General features: G+C 43.9%; 25 protein-coding genes, 11 tRNA genes and 1 rRNA gene. 35 read left to right on the top strand and 2 right to left on the bottom strand.

Annotated elements, in window-relative coordinates:
- Positions 1 to 116: 116 nt before the first annotated feature.
- From M3204_RS20260 to M3204_RS20225, 8 genes are all read left to right on the top strand, one after another.
- The gene (locus tag M3204_RS20260; protein WP_251486929.1) at positions 117 to 1,199 is read left to right on the top strand and encodes a D-alanine--D-alanine ligase; all 1,083 of its coding nucleotides are present in this window, start codon (positions 117 to 119) and stop codon (positions 1,197 to 1,199) included.
- 107 nt (positions 1,200 to 1,306) lie between these two features.
- Positions 1,307 to 2,686: a UDP-N-acetylmuramoyl-tripeptide--D-alanyl-D-alanine ligase gene (locus M3204_RS20255; protein ID WP_251486927.1), complete on the top strand. Its 1,380-nt coding sequence runs from the start codon at positions 1,307 to 1,309 to the stop codon at positions 2,684 to 2,686.
- Positions 2,687 to 2,867: 181 nt separating this feature from the next.
- On the top strand, positions 2,868 to 3,578 hold the full coding sequence (locus M3204_RS20250; RefSeq protein ID WP_251486923.1) for an alpha/beta hydrolase: 711 nt from the start codon (positions 2,868 to 2,870) through the stop codon (positions 3,576 to 3,578).
- 325 nt (positions 3,579 to 3,903) lie between these two features.
- The gene (locus M3204_RS20245; protein ID WP_251486920.1) at positions 3,904 to 4,131 is read left to right on the top strand and encodes a hypothetical protein; all 228 of its coding nucleotides are present in this window, start codon (positions 3,904 to 3,906) and stop codon (positions 4,129 to 4,131) included.
- Positions 4,128 to 5,603: a DEAD/DEAH box helicase gene (locus tag M3204_RS20240; protein WP_285857080.1), complete on the top strand. Its 1,476-nt coding sequence runs from the start codon at positions 4,128 to 4,130 to the stop codon at positions 5,601 to 5,603. The genes M3204_RS20245 and M3204_RS20240 overlap by 4 nt, the downstream gene beginning before the upstream one ends.
- Before the next feature lie 288 nt (positions 5,604 to 5,891).
- Positions 5,892 to 6,857, top strand: a complete 966-nt coding sequence (gene uvsE / locus M3204_RS20235) for a UV DNA damage repair endonuclease UvsE (RefSeq protein ID WP_251486917.1) — start codon at positions 5,892 to 5,894, stop codon at positions 6,855 to 6,857.
- Between the two features lie 254 nt (positions 6,858 to 7,111).
- A complete protein-coding gene (locus tag M3204_RS20230) occupies positions 7,112 to 7,594 on the top strand; it encodes a PH domain-containing protein (protein WP_251486913.1) in 483 nt (160 codons plus the stop codon).
- On the top strand, positions 7,587 to 9,035 hold the full coding sequence (locus M3204_RS20225) for a PH domain-containing protein (protein WP_251486911.1): 1,449 nt from the start codon (positions 7,587 to 7,589) through the stop codon (positions 9,033 to 9,035). The genes M3204_RS20230 and M3204_RS20225 overlap by 8 nt, the downstream gene beginning before the upstream one ends.
- A gap of 129 nt (positions 9,036 to 9,164) precedes the next feature.
- On the opposite strand, the gene M3204_RS20220 is transcribed toward M3204_RS20225, so the two are convergent.
- Positions 9,165 to 9,755 (bottom strand): rhomboid family intramembrane serine protease, encoded by a 591-nt coding sequence (locus M3204_RS20220; protein ID WP_251486908.1) that lies wholly within the window; start codon positions 9,753 to 9,755, stop codon positions 9,165 to 9,167.
- A gap of 141 nt (positions 9,756 to 9,896) precedes the next feature.
- Between M3204_RS20220 and acpS the strand changes: the two genes are divergently transcribed.
- From acpS to M3204_RS20150, 14 genes are all read left to right on the top strand, one after another.
- The gene (gene acpS, locus M3204_RS20215; protein WP_251486906.1) at positions 9,897 to 10,250 is read left to right on the top strand and encodes a holo-ACP synthase; all 354 of its coding nucleotides are present in this window, start codon (positions 9,897 to 9,899) and stop codon (positions 10,248 to 10,250) included.
- A gap of 189 nt (positions 10,251 to 10,439) precedes the next feature.
- The gene (locus M3204_RS20210; protein WP_251486904.1) at positions 10,440 to 11,453 is read left to right on the top strand and encodes a LolA family protein; all 1,014 of its coding nucleotides are present in this window, start codon (positions 10,440 to 10,442) and stop codon (positions 11,451 to 11,453) included.
- Positions 11,454 to 11,938: 485 nt separating this feature from the next.
- Positions 11,939 to 13,096 (top strand): alanine racemase, encoded by a 1,158-nt coding sequence (alr, locus tag M3204_RS20205; protein ID WP_251486901.1) that lies wholly within the window; start codon positions 11,939 to 11,941, stop codon positions 13,094 to 13,096.
- Between the two features lie 210 nt (positions 13,097 to 13,306).
- Positions 13,307 to 13,588 (top strand): CopG family ribbon-helix-helix protein, encoded by a 282-nt coding sequence (locus M3204_RS20200; protein ID WP_207503024.1) that lies wholly within the window; start codon positions 13,307 to 13,309, stop codon positions 13,586 to 13,588.
- 4 nt (positions 13,589 to 13,592) lie between these two features.
- On the top strand, positions 13,593 to 13,943 hold the full coding sequence (ndoA, locus tag M3204_RS20195) for a type II toxin-antitoxin system endoribonuclease NdoA (RefSeq protein ID WP_041967053.1): 351 nt from the start codon (positions 13,593 to 13,595) through the stop codon (positions 13,941 to 13,943).
- Positions 13,944 to 14,357: 414 nt separating this feature from the next.
- On the top strand, positions 14,358 to 15,191 hold the full coding sequence (locus tag M3204_RS20190) for an RsbT co-antagonist protein RsbRA (protein ID WP_251486898.1): 834 nt from the start codon (positions 14,358 to 14,360) through the stop codon (positions 15,189 to 15,191).
- Positions 15,188 to 15,544 carry an STAS domain-containing protein gene (locus M3204_RS20185; protein ID WP_125482177.1) on the top strand — a complete coding sequence of 119 codons (357 nt, stop codon included), beginning with the start codon at positions 15,188 to 15,190 and terminating at the stop codon, positions 15,542 to 15,544. The genes M3204_RS20190 and M3204_RS20185 overlap by 4 nt, the downstream gene beginning before the upstream one ends.
- Before the next feature lie 4 nt (positions 15,545 to 15,548).
- Complete coding sequence (locus M3204_RS20180; RefSeq protein WP_251486895.1) at positions 15,549 to 15,950, top strand: anti-sigma regulatory factor; 402 nt, start codon at positions 15,549 to 15,551, stop codon at positions 15,948 to 15,950.
- 11 nt (positions 15,951 to 15,961) lie between these two features.
- The gene (locus M3204_RS20175; RefSeq protein ID WP_251486892.1) at positions 15,962 to 16,972 is read left to right on the top strand and encodes a PP2C family protein-serine/threonine phosphatase; all 1,011 of its coding nucleotides are present in this window, start codon (positions 15,962 to 15,964) and stop codon (positions 16,970 to 16,972) included.
- A gap of 58 nt (positions 16,973 to 17,030) precedes the next feature.
- Positions 17,031 to 17,363 carry an anti-sigma factor antagonist gene (locus M3204_RS20170; RefSeq protein ID WP_251486889.1) on the top strand — a complete coding sequence of 111 codons (333 nt, stop codon included), beginning with the start codon at positions 17,031 to 17,033 and terminating at the stop codon, positions 17,361 to 17,363.
- Positions 17,360 to 17,833 carry an anti-sigma B factor RsbW gene (gene rsbW / locus M3204_RS20165; RefSeq protein WP_167834254.1) on the top strand — a complete coding sequence of 158 codons (474 nt, stop codon included), beginning with the start codon at positions 17,360 to 17,362 and terminating at the stop codon, positions 17,831 to 17,833. Before M3204_RS20170 ends, rsbW begins: the two co-directional genes overlap by 4 nt.
- Positions 17,811 to 18,605, top strand: coding sequence for an RNA polymerase sigma factor SigB (gene sigB, locus M3204_RS20160; RefSeq protein WP_251486887.1), 795 nt, complete (start codon positions 17,811 to 17,813; stop codon positions 18,603 to 18,605). The genes rsbW and sigB overlap by 23 nt, the downstream gene beginning before the upstream one ends.
- Positions 18,602 to 19,201 (top strand): PP2C family serine/threonine-protein phosphatase, encoded by a 600-nt coding sequence (locus tag M3204_RS20155; protein WP_251486884.1) that lies wholly within the window; start codon positions 18,602 to 18,604, stop codon positions 19,199 to 19,201. Before sigB ends, M3204_RS20155 begins: the two co-directional genes overlap by 4 nt.
- A gap of 445 nt (positions 19,202 to 19,646) precedes the next feature.
- Complete coding sequence (locus M3204_RS20150; protein ID WP_251487047.1) at positions 19,647 to 21,815, top strand: Tex family protein; 2,169 nt, start codon at positions 19,647 to 19,649, stop codon at positions 21,813 to 21,815.
- Positions 21,816 to 21,906: 91 nt separating this feature from the next.
- Here M3204_RS20150 and cmpA read toward each other — a convergent pair whose 3' ends face one another.
- Positions 21,907 to 22,020 carry a cortex morphogenetic protein CmpA gene (gene cmpA, locus M3204_RS20145; protein WP_251486881.1) on the bottom strand — a complete coding sequence of 38 codons (114 nt, stop codon included), beginning with the start codon at positions 22,018 to 22,020 and terminating at the stop codon, positions 21,907 to 21,909.
- Positions 22,021 to 22,115: 95 nt separating this feature from the next.
- Here cmpA and M3204_RS20140 point away from each other — a divergent pair, with 95 nt between their 5' ends.
- The 13 genes from M3204_RS20140 to M3204_RS20080 form a co-directional block, all read left to right on the top strand.
- Positions 22,116 to 22,589, top strand: coding sequence for a SprT family protein (locus M3204_RS20140; RefSeq protein WP_251487043.1), 474 nt, complete (start codon positions 22,116 to 22,118; stop codon positions 22,587 to 22,589).
- A 144-nt stretch (positions 22,590 to 22,733) separates the two neighbouring features.
- Positions 22,734 to 22,808: transfer RNA gene (locus M3204_RS20135), tRNA-Asn, on the top strand.
- A 14-nt stretch (positions 22,809 to 22,822) separates the two neighbouring features.
- A tRNA-Ser gene (locus tag M3204_RS20130) sits at positions 22,823 to 22,913 on the top strand.
- 14 nt (positions 22,914 to 22,927) lie between these two features.
- Positions 22,928 to 23,002, top strand: a tRNA-Glu gene (locus tag M3204_RS20125).
- 53 nt (positions 23,003 to 23,055) lie between these two features.
- Positions 23,056 to 23,131 (top strand) — tRNA-Asp (locus M3204_RS20120).
- 6 nt (positions 23,132 to 23,137) lie between these two features.
- A tRNA-Gln gene (locus M3204_RS20115) sits at positions 23,138 to 23,212 on the top strand.
- A gap of 5 nt (positions 23,213 to 23,217) precedes the next feature.
- Positions 23,218 to 23,293 (top strand) — tRNA-Lys (locus M3204_RS20110).
- Positions 23,294 to 23,352: 59 nt separating this feature from the next.
- Positions 23,353 to 23,437 (top strand) — tRNA-Leu (locus tag M3204_RS20105).
- Between the two features lie 57 nt (positions 23,438 to 23,494).
- Positions 23,495 to 23,580, top strand: a tRNA-Leu gene (locus tag M3204_RS20100).
- 64 nt (positions 23,581 to 23,644) lie between these two features.
- A tRNA-Arg gene (locus M3204_RS20095) sits at positions 23,645 to 23,721 on the top strand.
- A gap of 19 nt (positions 23,722 to 23,740) precedes the next feature.
- A tRNA-Pro gene (locus M3204_RS20090) sits at positions 23,741 to 23,817 on the top strand.
- A gap of 21 nt (positions 23,818 to 23,838) precedes the next feature.
- Positions 23,839 to 23,912 (top strand) — tRNA-Gly (locus M3204_RS20085).
- A gap of 120 nt (positions 23,913 to 24,032) precedes the next feature.
- Positions 24,033 to 24,121, top strand: a 16S ribosomal RNA gene (locus tag M3204_RS20080); the annotation flags it as partial.

Below are 24,121 nucleotides of genomic sequence, written 5' to 3'. Positions count from 1 at the left end.
GATAACAATTACTTTATTAAAAAATAAAGTGGTAAAATAATAAGCGGAAAGTGCCGGAGAACCTGGCACTGGAGCTAGATTGTAATCAAAGTGAATCATATTGGAGGTCTATTTCTATGAAAACAAGAATCGGGCTGCTGTATGGCGGCAAATCGGCTGAACATAAAGTATCGATGCAGACAGCTTTGGCTGTGACGAAGGCATTGGATTTTGAAAAATTCGAGATTTATCCTATATACATAACGGAGGAAGGCGAATGGGTCAAGGGATCTCAATTGAGCGCTCCTGCCGAAAACGTGAAGGCGCTTGAGTTCTCTGATGGCTCAAACTTGCCGACTCCTTCATTTACACCCGCATTATTCCAGGCTGGCGGAGCCGAATCAAGCCAGACACTTGATGTCATTTTCCCATTGCTCCACGGGCCAAACGGCGAGGACGGAACTGTTCAAGGATTGTTAGAATTATTGAACCTTCCTTATGTCGGCAATGGCGTTCTTGCGTCAGCTGCAGGCATGGACAAAATCGTCATGAAAAATGTCTTTGCACAGGCTGGACTGCCTCAGGTTGATTATGTATCTGCCCTTCGCAGTGAATGGGAAAAGGATAACGACAAAATCTATGCGCTCGTTGAAGAAAAACTTGGCTATCCTTGCTTTGTAAAACCCGCAAACCTTGGTTCAAGTGTGGGGATCAGCAAGGCTTCAAACAAGCAGGAGCTTGAAGAAGCCTTCAAGGAAGCGTTCCAATTTGACCGTAAAATCATCATTGAACAAGGTGTTGTCGCGCGCGAAATTGAAATCGGGGTACTCGGCAACGATGAGCCTGAATGTTCAGTAGTCGGGGAAATCGTACCAAAGAAAGACTTCTACGATTACAAAGCAAAATATGAGGATGGCGACACAGCGATGATCATCCCGGCTGAAATCACTGAGCAGCAGTATGCAGATTTGAAAGAAATGGCGATTACAGCCTTTAAATCATTGGATTGCTCAGGACTTGTCCGTGCTGACTTCTTCCTTACAAAAGATGGCCAGCTTCTAATCAATGAAGTTAACACAATGCCTGGATTCACTCCATTCAGCATGTTCCCGCTGTTGTGGAAGCATACCGGAGTTGAGTACCCGCAGCTAATCGAGAAATTGGTGAACCTCGCAATCGAACGCCACGCTGAAAAGCAGAAGATCAAGTACACTTTCTAAAATAGGGAACACATAAAGTTTTACAACAGGGAGACACGGCCAGTGAAAGCAACTTGCTTTCTTTAGCCGTGTTCCTTCATTTTTGCCGTCCATGGGAGGAAATCATTATGATTCAAAAAAAAATATCAGAAATCGCTCAAATGGCAGGTGCCTTGAACGATGTGAGCAAATTCTCTGATGTAATCGTAAAGGGAGTTACAATCGATACTCGCAAGGTTGAAGAAGGAAATTTGTTTGTTCCTTTTAAAGGAGCCAGGACAGATGGCCATAATTTTGTCGAGGATGTCATCAAAAATGGCGGAGCTTCCGCCGCTTTATGGCAAAAGGATGTACCGAACCCGCCTGAAGATTTGCCGATTCTTATTGTAGAAGATACGACAATAGCTTTGCAGGAACTGGCAAGAAGCTACCGCAATTCGCTCGATATCAAAGTGGTCGGAATCACCGGGAGCAACGGAAAAACGACGACGAAGGACATGACAGCGAATTTGTTGGCGCAAGAATTCAAGGTGCAGAAAACCGAAGGAAACTTCAACAACCACCTTGGTCTGCCACTGACTCTTCTTCGCTTAAGAGAAGATACAGAGGTTGCCGTGCTTGAAATGGGCATGAGCAGCAAGGGAGAAATTGAATTTTTAACAGAAATGGGCCGTCCTGATGCCGTCATCATCACAAACATTGGCGAGTCCCATCTCCTGGATCTCGGATCACGCGAAGCTATCGCTGATGCGAAGCTTGAAATTATCGCCGGACTGAAAAATAACGGACTGATTATCTTTAATGGAGATGAGCCGCTGCTTCAGGAAAGGCTGGCGGACTATGATGGGCAAGGCCAGCTGAAGTCTTTCGGTGCGAGCCATGACAATGACATGTATCCTGTCAGTGTTGAGCCGATCGAAAATGGAAACAAGTTTAAAACGAATCAATGCGATGATACTTTCTATCTTCCTGTTCTCGGAAACCATAATATTTTAAACGCGCTTGCAGCAATGCTTGCAGCAGAGTTCCTTGGTGTTCCTTTTGGAAAAATGAATGATGGTTTTGCGAGCTTGAAGCTGACAAATATGAGAATGGAGCTTTCTGAGGGTGCCCAGGGCGAGAAAATCATCAATGATGCCTACAATGCCAGCCCAACTTCTATGAATGCAGCGATTGACTTGGTCGCCAATCTTTCGGGCTACAGCAGGAAAATTCTCGTGCTCGGCGATATGCTCGAGCTTGGACCTCTGGAGGAAGAGTATCATTACAAAGTGGGTTCTGCCCTTGATACCGGGAAAATCGATTACGTATTCACGTATGGCAAGCTCAGCGAATCGATCGCAAAGGGTGCGAAAGAGGTACTGGGAGAAGAAAAAGTCTTTGCATTCCAGGATAAGCACGCATTAAGCAGCGAACTGAAAAAGTATGTAACCGATGAAACAATCGTCCTTGTAAAAGCTTCACGCGGAATGGCGCTTGAAGAAGTAGTCCAATCTCTGCAAAAATAAGCCTCAGTGGTCGAACTAATGAAAGTGCTGTGAAAAGGTATTCAATAGAGCTACTAAAAGATGTCCACAACAGGACATCTTTTTTGCGATTTAATCGGAGTCGATATTGTAGGAATTTAAGGGTTAAATGATTTAAAATGGGGAAAGATTAAATACGAGAAAAACTAATGGGTGATTGGTTATGATAGGTTGTCTTTTAATCCATGGATTTACCGGGGCACCATTTGAAGTAGAGCCCCTGGCCAGGTCGTTAAAAGAAAGAACTGATTGGAAAATAGCTGTTCCCACGCTTCCCGGACACGGTGAGGAGCTCAGTTTACGAGGCATCACCTATGATCAGTGGATCGGCCATGCCGAAAATGAACTGAAGGCGCTCTTGAAGGAATGTGATACTGTTTATGTCGTTGGTTTTTCGATGGGTGGATTGATTGCAAGCTATCTTGCATCGATATATCCGGTTGAAAAACTCGTGTTGCTTAGCGCTGCTGCCTATTATGTGAACCCTAAGCAGCTCGCCATCGACGTGAGGGAAATGATGAGGGATACAGTTAAAGGAAAACTGAAAGAAAATGAACTATTCAGGCGTTATAAGCGAAAAATTAAAGAAACACCCATGACCGCTACCTTGCAGTTTCGCAGGCTCGTTAATAAAATTAAGCCTGTTCTCAATGATGTAAAGGTCCCAACATTAATAGCACAGGGGGAGAGCGATGGAATCGTTCCTCCCAAAAGTGCCCAATATTTATATGAAAATATTGGGTCAGCACAAAAACGGCTGATTTTTTATAAAAACTCCAAACATCTGATCTGTCACTGTGATGAAAAGGAACAGCTTTTCGAGGAAGTTTATGTTTTTTTAACCTCAATGCAAAGAGAAGGCATTGGCAGCTAAGTCAATTCCGCAAAAATTGCTTTTCTTTCCTAAAGATGGTATGATAAATATTGAGTGTCTATCTGAGAAAATCCTTTAAGCGGACATACTCCCGTGTTTGGAGAATGTCTTTTTTTGCTAATATTTCAGGTTCTGTGCTTCAGCGTACTAATTACAATGCTGATTCAGCCCTGCTTAAAACCAAGGTGCGAGCACCTATTTTGCCATAACGGTACAATAAACTTACCAGAATCAGAAATGGTTTGGATCATACTTAAACAGCCACTTAAAATAACGAAAAGTGTAGGCGACTGTTCAGCCTCGACAAGCGCTGGAGGGCCAGCAGTTGAAGTCGTTCTTTGACTTCAGCGGATGGACCGAAATCGATATGTGTAGCCGACTGCCCAGAAACGCAGAAACTGGAGACTCCGACAAAGAAGCGCTTTTTGCTTCTGACGGCGGAGTTGAAGTTTCGGAGTTTCTAGGAGGCGATACTAAACAAGCGACTCGAGAGGCTAGGAGCCGAAACTGGACAAAAGTAAATGTGAATATAAAGGAGAATGAGCAAAGTTGACAATGTTCCAAGAGATGGGCATTAGCCCCGCAACATTAAAAGCTGTAAAGAATATGGGATTTGAGGAAGCAACTCCTATTCAGGCACAAACAATTCCGATCAGCCTTGAAAACAAAGATGTAATCGGCCAGGCACAGACAGGTACTGGTAAGACTGCAGCGTTCGGTATCCCTCTAGTTGAGAAGATCAAAAAAGAAAACCACAATATTCAGGGAATCATCATTGCGCCAACACGTGAATTGGCAATCCAGGTTTCTGAAGAATTATATAAAATTGGTGCTGGCAAGAGAGTAGGCGTCCTTGCAATTTACGGCGGACAGGATATCAGCCGTCAAATTCGCGCGTTGAAAAAAGGCCCACACATTATCGTCGGAACACCAGGACGTCTGCTTGACCATATCAACAGGAAGACAATTGACCTAAGCAACGTTGAAACTGTCATCCTTGATGAAGCAGATGAAATGCTGAACATGGGCTTTATCGAAGATATCGAAGAAATCTTGGCTAAAATTCCTGGCGAACGTCAAACATTGTTGTTCTCTGCTACAATGCCTGGCCCAATCCAGAAAATTGCTGAGCGTTTCATGAAGGATCCGCAAATCGTTCGCGTTAAAGCCAAAGAAATGACTGTCCCTTCAATCGAACAGTTCTATGTTGAAGTTCAGGAAAAGAATAAATTTGATGTCCTAACAAGACTTCTTGATATTCAATCTCCAGAATTGTCTATCATCTTCGGCCGCACAAAGCGCCGGGTAGATGAGCTTTCTGAAGCATTAAACCTGCGCGGTTATACTGCAGAAGGAATCCACGGAGACCTTACGCAGGCGAAGCGTATGTCAGTATTAAGAAAGTTCAAAGAAGGTTCAATCGATGTTCTTGTTGCAACGGATGTAGCGGCTCGTGGCTTGGATATTTCTGGCGTTACACACGTCTACAACTTTGATATCCCTCAAGATCCAGAGAGCTACGTTCACCGTATTGGACGTACTGGACGTGCAGGAAAAACAGGTATGGCCATCACTTTCGTTACGGCAAGAGAGCAATCTTACCTTCAGGTAGTGGAAAGAACAACTAAGCGCCGTATGGAAAAGCTGAAAGCTCCAACAATGGATGAAGCTTTAGAAGGCCAGCAAAAAGCAGTCATTGAAAAAATCATGTCAACAATCGAAGCCAACAACCTGCAGTACTACCGTCAGGCAGCGGATGAATTGTTAAGAAACCATGATGCAACAACTGTTGTTGCTTCTGTGCTTAAAATGCTGACAAAAGAGCCGGATATGTCTCCTGTCAAGCTAACAGAGGAAAAGCCTCTTCCAAACAGAAACAAAAAACCGCAGGACCGCAGAAGATACGATTCTAACAGCGGCGGCGGCGGACGCAAGAAACCACCTTTGAAGCCAAGATCTGGCGGCGCTAAGCGCTCCGGCGGCAGCAGAGAAGGCGGCGGCTTTAAGTCTAGATCACCAAGATAAATAAATTGATGAAAATCCCTGGTTTTTAATGAACCGGGGATTTTTTATGTTGTCATCACCACTTTTAGGGCCCGCTTCCGAAAATCTTGCGAAAATGAGAAGGATTCAGGCAAAAAAACGTATAAATTTGCGAAAGCACACGAGAATCTTGCGAAAATACCTCATTATTTAGCGAACTGGTAATTATCGAAGATTTTTTCCAATTCCCCCGTACCTAAACAGAGTGAATACCTCAGAAAAAAGATGATACTTGGGCATACTACCTAAAAAATGAGTGGGGTGTATGCGATGACGATTATACGGCTTGGTTATGTGGCAATGAGTGAGGAGCTGAAAAATGCATCGCCTTCACAGACGATGACGTTCAAGCAATTCCAGACAATCAAGGATCGCGAGGGAGCAATTAACAAGCTTGAAAGGATTGCTGTCTCAAACTTAGAAAATTGCTTGCGTCTTTTGAGGCATAGCAAGGCAAATGAGATTCATTTTTTCAGGCTGAGCTCGAGGCTGATTCCGCTTGCAAACCATGAAGAACTCTTGGATTGGAAGTATATGCGTGCTTTGAAAAATCCACTCAAAGATATAGCGGAATTTTTACATGAGAATCCGATGCGTGTTGATTTCCATCCGGACCACTTTGTCCTGTTGAATACCCTGAAAACAGACATTCTGAATAATTCGGTGAAAACACTGGGGATGCACCATGCGTTGTTAAAGGGGATGGATATCGATCCGGAGCACCGCTGTGTCCTGCATGTCGGCGGTGTTTATGATGACAGGGACAAAGCGCTTGAACAGTTCATCCATAACTGGGGCTTGATTTCCACAAGGCTGCAGAATATGATCATTCTCGAGAATGATGATACGTCGTTCACACTTCATGACACGCTTTATCTTTGCGAAAAATTGGGGATTCCGCTCGTGTTCGACTACCATCACCACCTGGCTCACCATGAGGTTATAAATTGGGAGGACCAGTGGGAGCGGGTCGTTGGTACATGGGAGCATTCGAAGCTGCCCGTGAAAATGCATATTTCCAGCCCCCGGTCTGAAAAGGAATTCAGAGCCCATGCTGAATACGTGGATGTGAACATGTTCATGGATTTCCTGAATGGAATTAAAGGTTCAGTCCCAGAAATCCACTGCATGATTGAAGCGAAAAAGAAAGACCTTGCCTTATTCAAGCTTGCGGAGGATTTAAAACAATCACCGGGAATTGAAAAGATTGACGGAAGCAGCTTCCTGCTTAAATAATTCGATATTAATTCGATTGATGCAAGGGACCCGTGTAATTCGTCAATTTTAGTGTGGTAAAGTGGCACCTGAGCTATTCACAAATATCAGGTGTTGCCAAGCATTTATAGAGGGCACTTAATTTCAGGTGTTGCCGGCATCTGCAGAGGCACTTAAAGATGAAAAGCACATTCTCCCCAATTTAATGCCCAACGAAAGTGTTCATGTTGTATACTTAGAAGGTGCTATTAATTGGAAAAGCAGGAGGATGCTTTATGACGATTTCTGAACCGCAGAAGCGTATTTCCGAGCGGGCTTTAACTGTCTGGAAAATATCTGCTTGCATCCATACCCTTGTGGTTTGGCTATTGGCAGGCGGTTTGACCACTATTACGGTTTTTTTTGATTGGCCTTATTGGATTATTGGTGCAGCTTTGGGGTTTGCTGCTGTATATAGCTATTTATTTATCATCTTGTTGCCAACATTGCGCTGGAAACGATGGCGCTATGAGGTTAGGGAGCAGGAGATTGAACTGCAATACGGAGTTTTCATCATAAAGAAAACACTTATTCCGATGATCCGTGTTCAGCATGTTGATACCCAGCAGGGACCTCTGTTAAGAAAATATAAATTATCGACGGTTACGATATCGACTGCCGCGACGGTGCACGAAATACCGGCGCTTGATATGGAGGAAGCAGAAAGCCTGAGGACTTCGATCTCAAGGCTGGCAAGGGTGGCGGATGAAGATGTCTGAACCGAAAAGACTTCACCCGATCGCCGCTGTTGTCAATGCCCTTCGCCAGCTGAAAGAACTGATCATCCCGTTTTTGGTTTTCGTCGTGTTCGGCAGCAGGGGAACAAATTGGGACCTGTTTTATTTTTATGGTTCGATTGGAGCGGTCGTCCTAATTTTTGTCTATGGAGTACTTACATGGTACCGATTTACATACCGGATAGAACAAGGTGAGCTTCGGATTGAATATGGATTGATTATCCGGAAGAAACGGTATATCCCATTCGATCGGATTCAAAGCCTCGATTTATCGGAAGGGATTTTACAGCGGCTGTTCGGCCTTGTTAAGGTGAAGGTAGAAACTGCTGGATCCGGCGGCATGGGGCTTCAAGATGGAGAGGCAGTCCTGACGGCGATCACGAAACAGGAAGCAAAAGAAATCCATGACTACTTAATTTCAATAAAGAAAAGAGCCGTACCGGAAGACGAGAATCAGGAACAGGAAACGCGCGATGATATTCTTTATAAAATGTCTGCAACAGAACTGCTGATGCTCGCGACTACTTCAGGGGGAGTGGGGGTCGTCATTTCTGCGGTACTTGCGTTTGTGTTCCAATTTGAGGAGTTCATTCCATATGAACAGATTTTTGATGGAGTAGAACATTTTGTCCAAAGCGGAGTCGTCTTTGTCAGCGTTGTGGTCTTTGCAGGATTTTTGCTGGCGTGGGTGATCGCGTTGTTTGGCACTATGCTTAAATACGCCAATTTTACCGTAAGGAAAGTGGATAATGACCTTGTCATTACGAGAGGATTGCTGGAGAAGCGGCAATTTACGATTCCATTGAACCGGATCCAGGCGATCCGCATCAGTGAGAACCTGATCAGGCAGCCGCTAGGCTATGCATCTGCATACGTGGAAAGCGCGGGAGGCTCTGCATTAGACCAGGAGAGCTCGAGGGTAATCATCCTTCCAATCGTGAAAAAAAAGAAGATACCGGGTTTGCTCGAACCACATTTAACAGATTACCATTTCCGAGTCGATTTAATCCCTGCACCGTCGCGGGCGTATGTCCGGTACTTATTCAAAGGCTGGCTGTTCGTGCTTCCGATCATCATCGCGGCCATCTGGTTCTTAAGGCCATGGGGATATGGAACGCTTGTCTTGCTGGCGGTCTCGGCGCTGTGGTCATTTTTGAACTACAAGGACACAGGCTGGAGCCTCGATCATGGAATGCTGACCTTCCGTTACCGCAGTATCGTGAAGAACACGGTTTATATGAGGAAAAATAAAGTCCAATCCTTCAGTGTCAAAGAAAGTTTTTTTCAACGTAATAAGAAGCTGGCAACCGTTGAGGCAATCGTGAAGTCAGGCCACGGCGGTGCTGGCGGCAAGGTGATTGATGTGGAGAAAAAGGATGCCGAGTCGATTTATCACTGGTATTCCCATGAAACCGCAGAGTAAGGCTCCCGGTGCTGCCAAGAAGAATGAGTAATAATTCTTCCGCGGAAAGCGAAACGCCTGGAACGGAAATCAGCAGATTTATCAGAGACAAAAGAAAAAGCGCCAATCAGGCGCTTTTTTAATACTTTTTTAGCTATTTTTTTTAAAAGATGCAGCGCCAATCAGGAAGCCTGCCAGCAAGCCGAAAATGTGGGCAGTGATATTAATGTTAGATTGGACAAAGGTCATGATCACCCCGATGATGGCAATGGTCATGATTGTCTGTGAGTTTTCCCGGGAGAGCATGGCTTTCCGGAAAACGATGATGGAGATATAGAAGCCGAATAGGCCGAAGATTGCCCCGCTTGAACCGACATGTGTATAGGTGAGCGGCTCGAGAATAAGCGTTGCGATATTTGCAGCTATGCCTGTTGCTAAGTATATCAAAATGAATTTCGTTCTTCCCAGCAATTGTTCCAGCGCAGGTCCAAACAAGACGAGCGAAAAGCTGTTGAAGAGCATGTGGGCAAAGCCGCCATGCATGAAAATCGGTGTGACAATACGCCAATACTCGCCGTTAACGATGTATAAATTTACCCCTGAAAGCTGTTCGAACAGATATCTACTCGGGAAGACTGGTACTGCTGTCGCCAAATATAATAAGATGTGGATTGAGATAATTACTGAAACGATAGGGTAAAACCGGATGAAGTCGCGTAAACTTTCGGTCCTCGTAAACATGCTAAACCTCCTGTGTTCTTATATAAATAATCGGGCAATGTTAAGTGATTAAAGTCCTAGTTTTAAGGATAGCCCTAATCCGCAATAGTTGTACAATATTTTGTATGCACCATCCATCTTTTTTAGAAGGAAGTCGATAAAATGATCGTCGGAACTGGAATTGATATTATAGAAATTGGCCGGATCAGGAAGCTTGTTGAATCTCAGCCTCGTTTTCCTGACCGGGTGCTCACGGAAAAAGAGAAGACTGTCTTCAATCAATATAATGAACGGAGAGGCGTTGAATTCCTTGCAGGCCGCTGGGCGGCGAAGGAGGCTTTTTCAAAAGCGAAGGGTACTGGTATCGGCAAGGAATTATCATTTATGGATATTGAAATCGAAAACGACATCCATGGCCGGCCAATCGTGACAAGGCCGTTTATGGAGGGGGTTCACCTCACGATCTCACACAGTGAACAATACGCTATTGCACAGGTGATAATTGAAAAAATTTAAATGCTTGTCGGGTCCCGGGGGCATATTCGCCCAGGTTGTCTCATATATTCATAATGCAGTAAGGGAGACAAGGCTAGGCGGCGGGAACATGGCTGCAGAAAGACCACTCAAGTAATTTGCAGTCAGTGTCTTATTCCTGTCCTTTCTTTCCCTTTACACGTTTAAATGAGACTAAAAGGGGTTGGAAGAATGAAGAAAAGGTTGTTGCTGCTTCTCGCCGGGCTCATGGTTATTTTTGCTCTGGCTGCCTGCGGTACAAAATCACAGGAATCTGTGGTTAAGGAGTTGGATGGAACGCTCAATGATTTAAAGAGTTACAAGGCTAATGCAAAAATGACGTTGCAAATGGGTACGGAGCCGCAAGTGTATGAAGTGGAGATTTGGCATAAAGATCCGTCCTTCTACCGTGTCAACTTGAAGAATGCCCAGAAAGACCAAAGCCAGATGATCTTGAGGAATGAAGAAGGAGTCTTTGTTCTGACACCAGCGCTGAACAAGAGCTTCCGCTTCCAGAGCGACTGGCCGAAAAACAGCAGCCAGGCTTACCTTTACGAATCTTTAATCATGGATATCCTCGAGGATAAGCAAGCGAAGTTCTCAGCAACGAAAGATCATTACGTTTTCGAAACGAAAACAAGGTATCAGAACAATAAGATGCTTCCGATCCAGGAGATCAAGCTGAATAAAAAGAACCTGTCACCAGTAAGTGTGAAGGTGATGGATCCGGACCGCAATGCCCTGGTGACGGTTGAATTCTCTAACGTGAAATTCGATGCAAGCTTTGATAAAGATGCATTTGATATGAAAAAGAACATGACAGGTGCTCAGCTAGAGGTGCCGGTTATGGCCGATGTGAATGATAAAGAATTCACTGTGAAATACCCAATGGCTGAAATCCCTGGCGTGACCTTGATTGATGAAAAGGAAATCGCGACCGATAACGGTAAGCGTGTTGTCCTGACATATGACGGCGACAAATCATTCACACTGATTCAGGAAAAAGCAGACGCAATGCCTGCGATGTCATCTGCAATTAACATGACTGGAAAACCGGTTGATCTGGGCTTTACAATCGGTGCTATGAGTGAAAATTCAATTTCTTGGACTCACCTCGGAGTAGACTATATGCTGGCTTCAGCGGACTTATCTCCGGAGGAGCTGGAAATGGTAGCGAAATCGGTATTGGCTGATATGGAAAAATAATAAATCGGATGCAGGCTCAGAGCAACCTGAGCCTGTTTTTTTTATTCTTTAGGAAATTATAAAATTATTTAGTTGTGGATAACTATATGTAGTCTTCTTAATCCAGCTCCAGCGCCTAGCCCCTCGAGTCGCTTCGGTCCGCCCAATGAAGTCAAAGAACGACTTCACCGGTCGGCCCTCCAGCGCTTGTCGGGGCTGAACGAGGCGCTTGCGCTTTTTGTTCTGGGCTTCGGAATATAATCTGGTTCTAAGGAATATAATCTGAATTCTAAGGAATAAAAACCATTTTTTAAGGAATATAATCCGTTTTTAAGGAATATATTTAATTTTTCAGGAATAAATCGAAATCTTCGTCTGATCCCGGTTCTCTCCCGCGAAGTTCCTCCTTGAAAAATCTATATATATTATCCATTTGACATTGCGTTGTATCGGTTTGATAATAAAACAATAAAAATAACGTACGGATTGAAGGAAGTGGTTTTTCGGTGGAGGAGCAAGGATTTTTTTACCGCGATACGTGGGCCGAGGTGGATTTGGATCGCATCAAGGCCAATGTAAAGGCGATCAGGGAGCATCTGCCTGAAGATGTCGAGTTTATTGCGGTTGTAAAGGCGAATGCATATGGACATGGCGATTCGCAGACAGCTGAAGCGGCCCTTGAAGCGGGAGCCTCGATGCTGGCTGTTGCTTTTATGGACGAGGCGCTTGCTTTAAGGAAAAAGGGGATTTCAGCACCAATCCTGGTGCTCGGCGCAAGCAGGGCGGAGGATGTCAACATTGCTGCAGAGGAAGGGATTATTCTCACTGTTTTCCAGGAGGAATGGCTGGCAAAAGCGTGCGATGTCCTTAGTAAGGATGCCTCGATTTCACTTCATATAAAAATAGATACAGGCATGGGCCGAATCGGGATTCGTTCTGCGGATGAACTGAAATCGATAGAAAAACTGATTAAAGAAGATTCGAGGCTCGAACTTCACGGGATCTATACGCACTTTGCCACTGCGGATGAAATGGATGATACGTATTTTAAGCGGCAGCTCTCGAAGTTCAAAGATATGCTCACCACTCTGGACAAGCAGCCGCCGGTCGTGCACAGCAGCAATAGTGCCGCTGCTCTGATGCACGCAGATGCCCGCTTCAACGCGGTGAGGGTTGGAATCGCGATGTATGGATTGGCGCCTTCAATGGAAATAGCACCTGAATTGCCGGTCGAGCTGCAGGAGGCATTTTCCCTGCATTCCAGGCTCGTTCATGTAAAGAAGCTGGAAAAAGGTGAAAAAGTAAGCTACGGTGCAACCTATGAAGCGGCTGAAGATATTTGGGTAGGGACACTTCCGATTGGGTATGCTGATGGATGGATACGCAGGCTTCAAGGCCAGGAAGTATTAGTGGATGGAAAAAGGTCGCCGATCATCGGGCGCATTTGCATGGATCAATGTATGGTGAAGCTGCCATACGAGGTTCGGGCAGGGGAGATTGCCACCCTAATTGGCGAACAAGGAGAAGAAACAATCTCCATCAACGAAATAGCAAATAAGCTGGAAACGATCAATTATGAAGTTCCCTGCATCATTTCCTCGCGGGTGCCGCGCTTATATAAGCAGGACGGAAAAGTAGTGGAACTGAACAATTCCCTGCTATAAAGCGTTAATGCATACTAGAGATGGCAGATTTAGATACAATAATTAACAGTCCTGTTTATTCATGCATAAAACACTATTTTTTTGGCGGATAATACAGAAGAATTGCTGATTAGCCTTTGCATCTGGCATAAATAGTGATAAGATTAGAAATGGTAGAGAGATAAAGAACTTAATAACGGTATGTAGTGATGATGGTGGAGGTGTATGTTTGTGTCTGAATCCAGCGCAACAACTGAGATTTTGGTTAAGTTACCGCAGCATCTTTTAAGTGAATTAGATGGGTTTGTTAAGCAAGAAAACGTAAACCGCAGCGAATTTATTTATCAGGCTACAAAAATGTATTTGCGTGAGAAGAAAAAGAGACAAATTCGCGAATCCATGAGACGAGGCTATATGGAAATGGCCAAAATTAATCTGACCATTGCATCTGAAGCATTTCAAGCAGAATACGAGGCAGAACACACAGTTGAACGTCTAGTCAGCGGAGGATAATCCCTTGATTGTCAAACGTGGTGACGTCTATTTTGCAGACCTATCCCCAGTTGTTGGTTCAGAGCAAGGCGGTGTACGCCCTGTGCTGGTCATCCAAAACGACATCGGGAATCGGTTCAGTCCCACAGTCATTATCGCAGCGATCACAGCTCAAATCCAAAAAGCAAAGCTTCCAACTCATGTTGAAATTGATGCGAAGCGGTACGGTTTTGAACGAGACTCGGTTATCTTATTGGAGCAAATTCGCACAATCGACAAACAGCGCCTAACCGATAAAATTACTCATCTCGATGACGAAATGATGGAAAAAGTGGATGAAGCCCTTCAGGTAAGTTTAGGTCTTATTGAATTTTAATTAAAAGCACGCTCTGTAATAGAGCGTTTTTTTGTAACCAGAAGCATGGGGCCTGTCTGCAGGCCTTTTACATAACCAAAAAAAAATAAAAACGGATGTGTTCTGTGTGGAGACGAGCTGGTCGCTTGTCTCTTTTTTTATATGTCTCTGGTGAATTCGGATAAAAATCAACAGTAATTTGTGTCCGTTAAAATAGAAAGTTCCCTTTTAAGGAATATTAAAAAAGCGTCATGCGAAATTGCAGACATCCTGTCGACAAGTTGATTTTATTTGACGAAAGAAAACTGTTATCATTAAATGGATATATATATTAACTTAAATTTATGAATATTGTTTTACATTTTTAAATTTGGTTTACAGTTGTCCGGATGAGGGTATTGTATAATTTTTGTGTGATAGAATGGGGAGGATGAAATGAACCAAACAATATCGAATTACATTCAGTCTCATAAGCAGCAGATACAGGATGAATGGATAAATAGAACGAAGGAAGAGGCAGATGAGCGAGTGGTCCGCCTTGTGTCTGATCGGGTCTTTGTTTCGACCAGCAAGGAATTCATCGATTTGCTCATCTCAAACTTCAAGGGGACGAACGAGGAATATACGAACAGGCTGACGGATTTTGCTGAAAAAGTGGTCAGGTTAGGCTGGCCTTTGACATTCGTTACAAAGGGACTTCATACCTTTAATTTGATCGTGTTTGAAGGCATGCAGGAAGAAGGAATCGTAACGAAGGAAAACCAAATGGACATTGTGTACGAGTTCGACCGCTGGGCTACGCCGATGAACAATGAAATCGTCAGTGTGTATTCATCGACCTGGGAAAGAACGGTTTCCTTGCAGAAAATAGCCTTGCAGGAGCTTTCCGCTCCATTGATTCCTGTCTTTGAAGGAATTACAGTAATGCCTTTGGTTGGTACAATTGATACAGAACGTGCGAAACAAATCATGGAAAATCTTTTGAAAGGTGCGGTTAAGCATCGTTCAGAGGTTGTTCTTATAGATATTACTGGTGTACCGGTTGTTGATACAATGGTAGCCCACCATATCATCCAGGCAGCAGATGCGGTGAGGCTGATTGGGGCGAAGTGCATGCTCGTAGGAATTCGTCCGGAAATTGCACAGACGATCGTAAATCTTGGCATCGATTTGAACCAGTTTACGACGAAGAATAATTTGAAAAAAGGAATTGAAGCAGCCCTTGAGCTGACAAATAAAAAAATTGTTTCAACGGGGGGAGCAAAGTGAGAATACCTATCCTTAAGCTGAATGATTGTCTTTTGGTTTCCATTCAATGGGAGCTTGACGATCAGACTGCTCTTCAATTTCAAGAGGATTTGCTCCATAAGATACACGAGACAAGCGCGAATGGTGTTGTCATTGATCTTACCTCAATCGATTTTATTGACTCATTTATCGCCAAGGTGCTTGGGGATGTAATCAATATGTCCAAGCTTATGGGCGCGATTGTAGTCATTACAGGAATCCAGCCTGCTGTTGCCATAACGCTAATTGAATTAGGAATCGGTCTTGATGATGTCCTAACTGCATTAGATTTAGAAAAAGGTTTGGAGAAATTACAACAGGAATTGGGGGAATAGATGAATGGACATCCAATCCTGCGTTACGATTATAAATGAATGGGACATCGTAGCAGCACGCCAGCTTGGGCGAAATGTTGCGAAAGAGCTGGGGTTTGGCACAGTTGACCAAGCCAGAATCACCACCGCCATTAGTGAGTTGGCCAGAAATATATACCTGTACGCCGGAAAAGGACAGATATGCATCGATAAACTTTATGACGGCGGAAAAGCGGGATTGCGAATCAATGCAGTGGATAGCGGCCCAGGAATAAGAGAAATACGCCAGGTAATGGAAGATGGCTTTTCAACATCAGGAGGACTAGGAGCTGGCCTTCCGGGAGTAAAAAGACTCATGGACGAATTTGATATTGAGTCATCTCCAGGACAAGGAACACAGATAAGAGCATCTAAATGGCTCCGATAGGGGGAAACAGTATGGAATTCCGAGAAATGATGGAATCAAAGTATCGGGATATTCTTGACAATTACATTAAAGAGCAATCCGAACAGGCTTTGTATGCAGGGCAGAAATTCAGCCGGAAGTCGATTGAACACAAAATCGCACCGGAAGAAATCATCAGCGTGCATAAAAGCTTGCTTCTTGAGATGTATCCTGAACTTCCAGAAGATATCATGCATTCCTTTGACATCCTCCTCGAAGTGATGATCGGCTATGGCATTGCTTATCGAGAGCACCAGAGCTTAAGGCATCAGCAAGAGGAGTTAAGATCCGAAATGGAGATTGCTGCCAATGTTCAGCAAACATTGCTTGGAACGAAGATTCCGGTTGTGCCAGGTTTGGATATCGGTGCGATCAGCGTGCCTGCCAAGCACATGAACGGGGACTATTTCCATTTTGTCCAAGATGAAAACAATAATATAAGTGTCGCGATTGCGGATGTTATTGGAAAAGGGATCCCGGCTGCGCTATGTATGTCCATGATTAAGTATGCGATGGACAGTTTGCCAGAAAACCGGCTTGATCCTAGCAGCATTTTGGAGAACTTGAACAGGGTCGTTGAGCAGAACGTTGATCCAAGCATGTTCATCACGATGTTTTACGGAATGTTTAATCCTGTAAACAATATTTTCTACTATGCTTCAGCAGGACATGAACCTGGATTCTACTATGATTCCGTTACGAAGGAATTTACAGAGCTGACAGCAAGAGGCTTGCTGCTCGGCGTCGACAAGCGTACGAAGTACATCCAGTATGAAAAAGAGATCCATCCAGGGGATATGGTCATCCTGATGTCTGACGGAGTAACTGAATGCAGGACGGAAGAAGGATTCATCGAAAAGGAAACTTTAATCGGATATATAAATAAATATATTCACTTAAATGCTCAGGAAATTGTCAATAATATCTTTAGGGAACTCGAAAAACTTCAGCATTTCCAATTGCGAGATGATTTTACCTTAATTATTTTAAAAAGAGATGTTTAATTGAGTTCCGAACCGGGTAAATCTAAAAGGCAATTGAATTGTAAAGGGTGGGTCAATTATGAATATTTCGATAGATGTTAAAGAAACAGAATCCGTGTTAGCAGTTAAAGTGAATGGTGAAATTGATGCATATACAGCTCCACAGCTTCGTGAAAAGCTTTTCCCTTTATCCGAAAAAGAAGGCGTAAAGATGGTTGTTGATCTCTCTGAGGTCAATTATATGGATAGTACTGGGCTTGGAGTATTTGTAGGAGTATTTAAAAATGTCCGGGCCCATAACGGAGAGTTCAAAATCGTCGGCTTATCCGAACGATTGCAGCGGCTTTTCGAAATCACCGGCTTGGCCGATATTATCGATATAAACAGCCAGATTGAGGGTGGAGTGCAATGAACCAGTCATTTGATTATATTGAAATGAAAATCCCGGCTAAACCGGAATTCGTGGGTGTCATCCGTTTGACACTTTCCGGAATTGCCAGCCGTATGGGATTCACGTACGACGAAATTGAAGATTTGAAAATTGCTACGAGTGAAGCTTGTACGAACGCGGTACAGCATGCATATAAAAATAATGAGAACGGCGAAGTCATCATCGGTTTTGGATTGTATGAAGACAAGCTAGAGGTAATGGTTGCCGATAATGGCCAGAGCTTTGATTTCCATTCAGCACGCCAGGGACTTGGTCCGTATGATCAGAATAGTTCTGTCGAATTCCTTCGCGAAGGAGGCTTGGGACTGTATCTGATCGAAACCTTAATGGATGAGGTTCGAATTCATCACAAAGAGGGCGTCACGGTCTTTATGACCAAGTACCGAGAAGGAGAGCAGGTGGAGAGAGATGCAGAGACAATCTCAACCTAAGCAACGGCCAAAAGAAGAGATTAATCAATTAATCAAAGCTTACCAGCTGCATGAGGATGCGGACGCCCAAAATGAGCTGGTTCTCAATTATCAAAACCTGGTTGAAACTATTGCGAGGAAGTACTCAAAAGGAAGGTCGTTCCACGAGGATATTTTCCAGGTGGGGATGATCGGACTTTTAGGAGCAATCCGAAGATATGATGAAACGTTTGGCAAAAGCTTTGAAGCATTTGCTGTTCCGACCATCATTGGTGAAATTAAAAGATTCTTAAGAGATAAAACGTGGAGCGTTCACGTTCCGCGCAGGATAAAAGAGCTTGGCCCGAAAATCAAGACGACCGTCGAAGATTTGACTACCCAGCTGCACCGTTCTCCAAGAGTGGACGAAATTGCCGAAGTACTTCAAGTTTCTGAGGAAGAAATATTGGAAGCGATGGAAATGGGCAAAAGCTACCAGGCGTTGTCTGTCGACCATTCTATTGAAGCCGATTCTGATGGAGGTACAGTCACTCTGTTAGATATCGTTGGAAATATTGATGAAGGCTATGAAAAAATCAATCAAAGAATGGTGCTCGAGAAGGTCCTTCATGTCCTGAGCGACCGCGAAAAGTTAATTATCCAATATACCTACCTTGATAACCTGAGCCAGAAGGAAGCAGGAGACAAGCTTGGGATTTCGCAGATGCACGTATCAAGGCTTCAAAGAAGGGCGATCAAGAAACTTCAAGAAGCAATCCATGCAGAAAACAATAATTCGGAGTATATTACATGATCCAACAGTTTAAAGACAAAATAGAACTTTACGCTTACCAGACAATTAAAGAAGGTAAATTAGAGTGCGGTGACAGTTACTTCTTTACTGCCACCGATGAATATTTTGTCTGTGTGGTGGCTGATGGATTAGGGTCTGGACAATACGCCCATGAAGCTTCTGCGGCAGTTGTAGCTGTAGTAGAGCAGCACCATCACGAAGATGTTGATACTCTCATGAAATACTGTAACAATATCCTGGTGCAAAAAAGGGGAGCAGCGGTTTCGATTTTCAAGGTCTTCTTTGAAACCCATGAATTCGTCTACAGCTGCGTCGGGAATATCCGATTCTTCCTTTACTCGCCAAATGGCAAACTGACATACCCGCTTCCAGTAACAGGATACCTGTCAGGAAAGCCCCAGGTATTTCATACTCAGAGATTTGTTTTTGAACCGGAATCAAAATTCCTGATCTACTCAGACGGTTTTGACAATATCCACGGCGCTAAAACAATATTGAAGGGGTATCGCTCAGTTGGTGCCATCGCAGAACAAATTAAAAGCGAATATGCAAATTCAATGGATGATGCAACTTTTATTGTGGGAAGTCTACTATAGCCGGTGGGCTTCTTTTTGTTTTTGTATAGAAGAGATGGGACTAAAGCAATGGGCTGATAACTGATTGGAGAGCGGAAAAGGGAAATATATGAATTGCCTAAATGGTGGTTAGGAAATGGTATAAGGGCAAATAGGATAAATCTATAAGCCCAAATGGGTGCCTAAGGTGCGGAAAAGGGCCCATAGAATGATTCTATAAGCCCAAATGGCTGCTTGATTGCTGAAGAGTGACCAACCATAGAACAATCTATGTCCTAGTATTTTTGTCAAAAAGGAATCATAAGCAAACGAAGCATCAAGGTCCAAATCCCATCCTTGAATTACCAAACAACAGGATCGTTGAAATCCTATAGTCACTGTAAAGCTTCTGCCGATTTTGGTACACTGTAATGAGTGACAAGTAATATCAATAAAGATTATGGAGGATTGTCTCTTGACTCAAACAATGGAAAAGCAGGATCAATACGTAAAAATCATTGCCAAAGAGCAATCATTAACAGCTAAACAGGTACAAAGTGTCATTTCTTTGATAAACGAGGGGAATACCGTGCCATTCATTGCCCGTTACCGAAAAGAAATGACAGGCGCGCTTGATGAAGTGCAAATTCGTGACATAGTTGAAAGATGGCAATACATACAGAACTTAGAGCAGCGAAAAGAAGAAGTCATCAGGCTCATCGAAGAACAGGGAAAGCTGACAGACGAACTGAAAGCAAGCATTGAAAAGGCGATCAAGCTCCAGGAAGTAGAGGATCTATACCGCCCGTATAAACAGAAAAGAAGAACGAAAGCGACTGTTGCTAAAGAGAAGGGTCTTGAACCGCTAGCTCAATGGATGCTGGAGTTTCCCGTTAACGGCAGTCTTGAAGATAAGGCGAGTGAATTTTTATCAGACGAAAAAGGTGTGGAGTCTGTAGAGGATGCGATCGCCGGTGCCAAGGATATCATCGCTGAAATGGTTTCCGATGATGCGGACAGCAGAAAGTGGATCCGGAACGAAACCTTTAAATCCGGAGTAATCGAATCCTCCGTGAAGAACGAAGAACTGGATGAGAAAAAAGTATATGAGATGTACTACGAATACGCGGAACCAGTCAACAAAGTAGTGCCCCACAGGATTCTAGCGCTTAATCGCGGTGAAAAAGAGGAACTCTTAAGAGTTTCGATTAAGCCAAAAACAGACCTGATTATGAATTATCTACAGCGGAAATGGATCGCAAAAGGTCATGCAGTAACAGCGTCTTCAGTAATGGAAGCGATAGAAGATGCTTATAAGCGCCTGATCCAGCCGTCCATTGAACGGGAAATCAGGAATGAGCTGACGGAAAAAGGTGAAGAGCAAGCGATTCATATTTTCTCTGAAAACCTGCGCAAATTACTTCTGCAGCCGCCGTTAAAAGGGAAAGTAGTCCTTGGTGTAGACCCTGCATTCAGGACAGGCTGTAAGTTGGCAGCGGTTGATGAAACAGGAAAAGTGCTGTCAATAGGGGTAATCTATCCTCATACTTCTAGCTCGAAAAGTACGGAAGCCCGCGAGAAGTTCATTAAAGTCCTTAAGGATTACAAAGTGGAAATGGTCGCAATCGGAAATGGAACAGCGTCAAGGGAAACGGAACAGTTTGTATCGGAAATTCTGAAGGAATTAGATGAAGAAATCTTTTACTTGATTGTCAATGAAGCAGGAGCAAGTGTTTACTCAGCATCAGACATTGCCCGCGAAGAATTCCCGAACTACCAGGTAGAAGAAAGAAGTGCTGTCTCCATCGCGCGCCGTCTTCAGGATCCTTTGGCAGAGCTCGTTAAAATTGATCCGAAATCAGTCGGGGTCGGACAGTACCAGCATGATGTCAGCCAAAAGAAGCTATCTGACCAACTGACATTTGTTGTTGAGACAGCGGTTAACCAGGTAGGGGTCAATGTTAATACAGCTTCATCTTCTTTATTGCAATATGTATCTGGCCTTTCAAAAACAGTGGCCAACAACATCGTTAAAAAGCGTGAGGAAGAAGGTAAATTCACTAGTCGTGCGCAGCTGAAGAAAATTCCGCGTCTCGGTGCAAAAACGTATGAGCAGGCAATCGGATTCCTGCGCGTTATCGATGGGAAAGATCCATTGGACAGGACGGGTATCCACCCAGAGAGCTACGGAGAGGTGAAGCAGCTCCTCGATAGCCTTGGCTTCAAAAAAAGTGACTTAGGAACTCCGGCTCTTAAAGAAGCCCTTGCTAAAATTAATATCGAACAGACAGCGGACGAGCTTGGCATCGGCAAGCTGACGCTTAAAGATATTATTGACGCATTAGTAAGGCCGGAAAGAGATCCGCGTGACGAGCTGCCGGCTCCGCTCCTGAAGAAAGACGTACTAAAGCTTGAGGATTTAAAAGCAGGAATGGAGCTTCAGGGAACAGTCCGTAACGTAGTCGACTTCGGCGCGTTCGTCGATATTGGCGTAAAGCAGGACGGTTTAGTCCATATCTCAAAGCTAAGCAACAGATTCGTTAAGCATCCAATGGATATCGTTTCGGTAGGGGATGTTGTAACTGTCTGGGTAGACAGTGTCGACCAGAAAAAAGGGCGAGTAGCATTGACGATGCTAAAGCCAGAACAAGCGTAAAGCGGAAAGACTGCAGAGTAGGTTCTCTGCAGTTTTTTTATAAGACAAACCATTCTGAATGATTTAAAAAAAATAACTTAGTTAACCTATTTCAATACTCTTGTTTATTTCTATAAAAAAACCAGCATTGATTTAAAAGTTTGATTTGATAACGATTTTTTTCATAAAAGGCTCGTTTCATTTGATTTTGGAACCACACGGGCATAAAAATACCTCCTTAAGATAATACGTGAAAAGGTATCATTAATATATGCTATAATGGGTTGTCATGTTTCTACAAAAGGCGGGCGTTTTATCATGATGACAGATCAAGAGTTACACGACTTAATTGTTAAAATATCCGCAGAACAATTTCATAAGCCATTCCGGCATAAAGCATTTTTCAATCCAAGGCTCAGGACAACTGGAGGCCGTTATATGCTGCGCAGCCATAACATTGAAATAAACAAGAAGTATTTCGAGCAGCTAGGCGAACAGGAATTGATCGGAATCATTAAGCATGAGCTTTGCCATTATCACCTTCACTTAGAGGGGAAGGGTTATAAGCACAGGGATAAGGATTTTAGGGATTTGTTAAAAGAGGTTGGCGCTCCCAGGTTTTGTTCCGTTCTTCCGGATGTGAAAAAAAGAAAGTCGAAACAGAAGATCCTTTTCTATCAATGCAGCAATTGCAAATTGATGTATCGTCGTAAAAGGTCAATTAATACTTTGAAATATGTTTGCGGGAAATGCCGAGGAAAGCTTGTCAAAGTGAGAGAAATGACTGTAGAATAGCTGTAGGCACAGGTTTTAAAAGAAAATAAAAAACTTCTTAAAAACCTTCTTGACTTTTACTAGGCGCCTTCTTATAATAGTAAGAGTCGACAAGACAACAACACAGTTTTCTAAAGAGGTTTCTCAGGAAACAATTAATAATTTTCCGCAGTAGCTCAGTGGTAGAGCACTCGGCTGTTAACCGAGCGGTCGTAGGTTCGAATCCTACCTGCGGAGCCATTAATTTTATGTATGGGGAAGTACTCAAGAGGCTGAAGAGGCGCCCCTGCTAAGGGTGTAGGTCGGGTAACCGGCGCGAGGGTTCAAATCCCTCCTTCTCCGCCAGAACATTTTAATATGGCCCCTTGGTCAAGCGGTTAAGACACCGCCCTTTCACGGCGGTAACACGGGTTCGAATCCCGTAGGGGTCACCAAGATTTTTCTCGACAGTGTAAATGAAAACAATCAACCTTTGAAATTATCATTTGGTCCCGTGGTGTAGCGGTTAACATGCCTGCCTGTCACGCAGGAGATCGCCGGTTCGATCCCGGTCGGGACCGCCATTTTATTGGGCTATAGCCAAGCGGTAAGGCAACGGACTTTGACTCCGTCATGCGTTGGTTCGAATCCATCTAGCCCAGCCATTTTCGAGCCATTAGCTCAGTCGGTAGAGCATCTGACTTTTAATCAGAGGGTCGAAGGTTCGAGTCCTTCATGGCTCACCATGATTTTTTCGCGAAAGCCTTAATCTCGCGACAGCGAAATTAACTTTCTATATTAATATGCGGGTGTGGCGGAATTGGCAGACGCACCAGACTTAGGATCTGGCGCCGCAAGGCGTGGGGGTTCGACTCCCTTCACCCGCACCATTAATTACCTTTGATTAATAAGCTGAAATTGGTTAAGATATTATCCTGTCATGTTTTGCGGTCGTGGCGGAATGGCAGACGCGCTAGGTTGAGGGCCTAGTGGGGGCAACCCCGTGGAGGTTCAAGTCCTCTCGGCCGCACCAAAAAAAGATGTTGACATCCGTTGTTGGATGTAGTAAGATATAAAAGTTGCTATCAAACACATACGCGCCCGTAGCTCAATTGGATAGAGCGTCTGACTACGGATCAGAAGGTTATGGGTTCGACTCCTTTCGGGCGCGCCATTATATTTTTTCTTGATATCGGGGAGTAGCTCAGCTTGGTAGAGCACTTGGTTTGGGACCAAGGGGTCGCAGGTTCGAATCCTGTCTTCCCGACCATTCAGAAACTTAACTTTATATGCGGGTGTAGTTTACTGGTAAAACCTCAGCCTTCCAAGCTGATGTAGTGGGTTCGATTCCCATCACCCGCTCCAATTCAATTGCTCTTTGAAAACTAAACAAACAAGCGTCAACAAACAATATTTTATAGTGACTTCTATTATATAGATGATCACTAGCCAACGTTTTAACTTTATGAGCTAACTCATAACTCTTTATTGGAGAGTTTGATCCTGGCTCAGGACGAACGCTGGCGGCGTGCCTAATACATGCAAGTCGAGCGGATCTTCATTAGCTTGCTTTT

The sequence above is a fragment of the Mesobacillus subterraneus genome (assembly GCF_023715485.1).
Classification (GTDB): Bacteria; Bacillota; Bacilli; order Bacillales; family Cytobacillaceae; genus Mesobacillus; species Mesobacillus subterraneus_B.
This window is presented reverse-complemented; position numbering and strand designations above follow the sequence as displayed.

What these genes read in the sequence shown, in the direction of transcription:
- M3204_RS20260 (WP_251486929.1), top strand. Translation starts at nt 117, where the DNA reads ATGAAAACAAGAATCGGGCTGCTGTATGGCGGCAAATCGGCTGAACAT.
- M3204_RS20255 (WP_251486927.1), top strand. Translation starts at nt 1,307, where the DNA reads ATGATTCAAAAAAAAATATCAGAAATCGCTCAAATGGCAGGTGCCTTG.
- M3204_RS20250 (WP_251486923.1), top strand. Translation starts at nt 2,868, where the DNA reads ATGATAGGTTGTCTTTTAATCCATGGATTTACCGGGGCACCATTTGAA.
- uvsE (WP_251486917.1), top strand. Translation starts at nt 5,892, where the DNA reads ATGACGATTATACGGCTTGGTTATGTGGCAATGAGTGAGGAGCTGAAA.
- M3204_RS20230 (WP_251486913.1), top strand. Translation starts at nt 7,112, where the DNA reads ATGACGATTTCTGAACCGCAGAAGCGTATTTCCGAGCGGGCTTTAACT.
- M3204_RS20225 (WP_251486911.1), top strand. Translation starts at nt 7,587, where the DNA reads ATGTCTGAACCGAAAAGACTTCACCCGATCGCCGCTGTTGTCAATGCC.
- M3204_RS20220 (WP_251486908.1), bottom strand. Translation starts at nt 9,755, where the DNA reads ATGTTTACGAGGACCGAAAGTTTACGCGACTTCATCCGGTTTTACCCT.
- acpS (WP_251486906.1), top strand. Translation starts at nt 9,897, where the DNA reads ATGATCGTCGGAACTGGAATTGATATTATAGAAATTGGCCGGATCAGG.
- M3204_RS20210 (WP_251486904.1), top strand. Translation starts at nt 10,440, where the DNA reads ATGAAGAAAAGGTTGTTGCTGCTTCTCGCCGGGCTCATGGTTATTTTT.
- M3204_RS20190 (WP_251486898.1), top strand. Translation starts at nt 14,358, where the DNA reads ATGAACCAAACAATATCGAATTACATTCAGTCTCATAAGCAGCAGATA.
- M3204_RS20180 (WP_251486895.1), top strand. Translation starts at nt 15,549, where the DNA reads ATGGACATCCAATCCTGCGTTACGATTATAAATGAATGGGACATCGTA.
- M3204_RS20175 (WP_251486892.1), top strand. Translation starts at nt 15,962, where the DNA reads ATGGAATTCCGAGAAATGATGGAATCAAAGTATCGGGATATTCTTGAC.
- M3204_RS20170 (WP_251486889.1), top strand. Translation starts at nt 17,031, where the DNA reads ATGAATATTTCGATAGATGTTAAAGAAACAGAATCCGTGTTAGCAGTT.
- rsbW (WP_167834254.1), top strand. Translation starts at nt 17,360, where the DNA reads ATGAACCAGTCATTTGATTATATTGAAATGAAAATCCCGGCTAAACCG.
- sigB (WP_251486887.1), top strand. Translation starts at nt 17,811, where the DNA reads ATGCAGAGACAATCTCAACCTAAGCAACGGCCAAAAGAAGAGATTAAT.
- M3204_RS20155 (WP_251486884.1), top strand. Translation starts at nt 18,602, where the DNA reads ATGATCCAACAGTTTAAAGACAAAATAGAACTTTACGCTTACCAGACA.
- M3204_RS20150 (WP_251487047.1), top strand. Translation starts at nt 19,647, where the DNA reads ATGGAAAAGCAGGATCAATACGTAAAAATCATTGCCAAAGAGCAATCA.
- cmpA (WP_251486881.1), bottom strand. Translation starts at nt 22,020, where the DNA reads ATGCCCGTGTGGTTCCAAAATCAAATGAAACGAGCCTTTTATGAAAAA.
- M3204_RS20140 (WP_251487043.1), top strand. Translation starts at nt 22,116, where the DNA reads ATGACAGATCAAGAGTTACACGACTTAATTGTTAAAATATCCGCAGAA.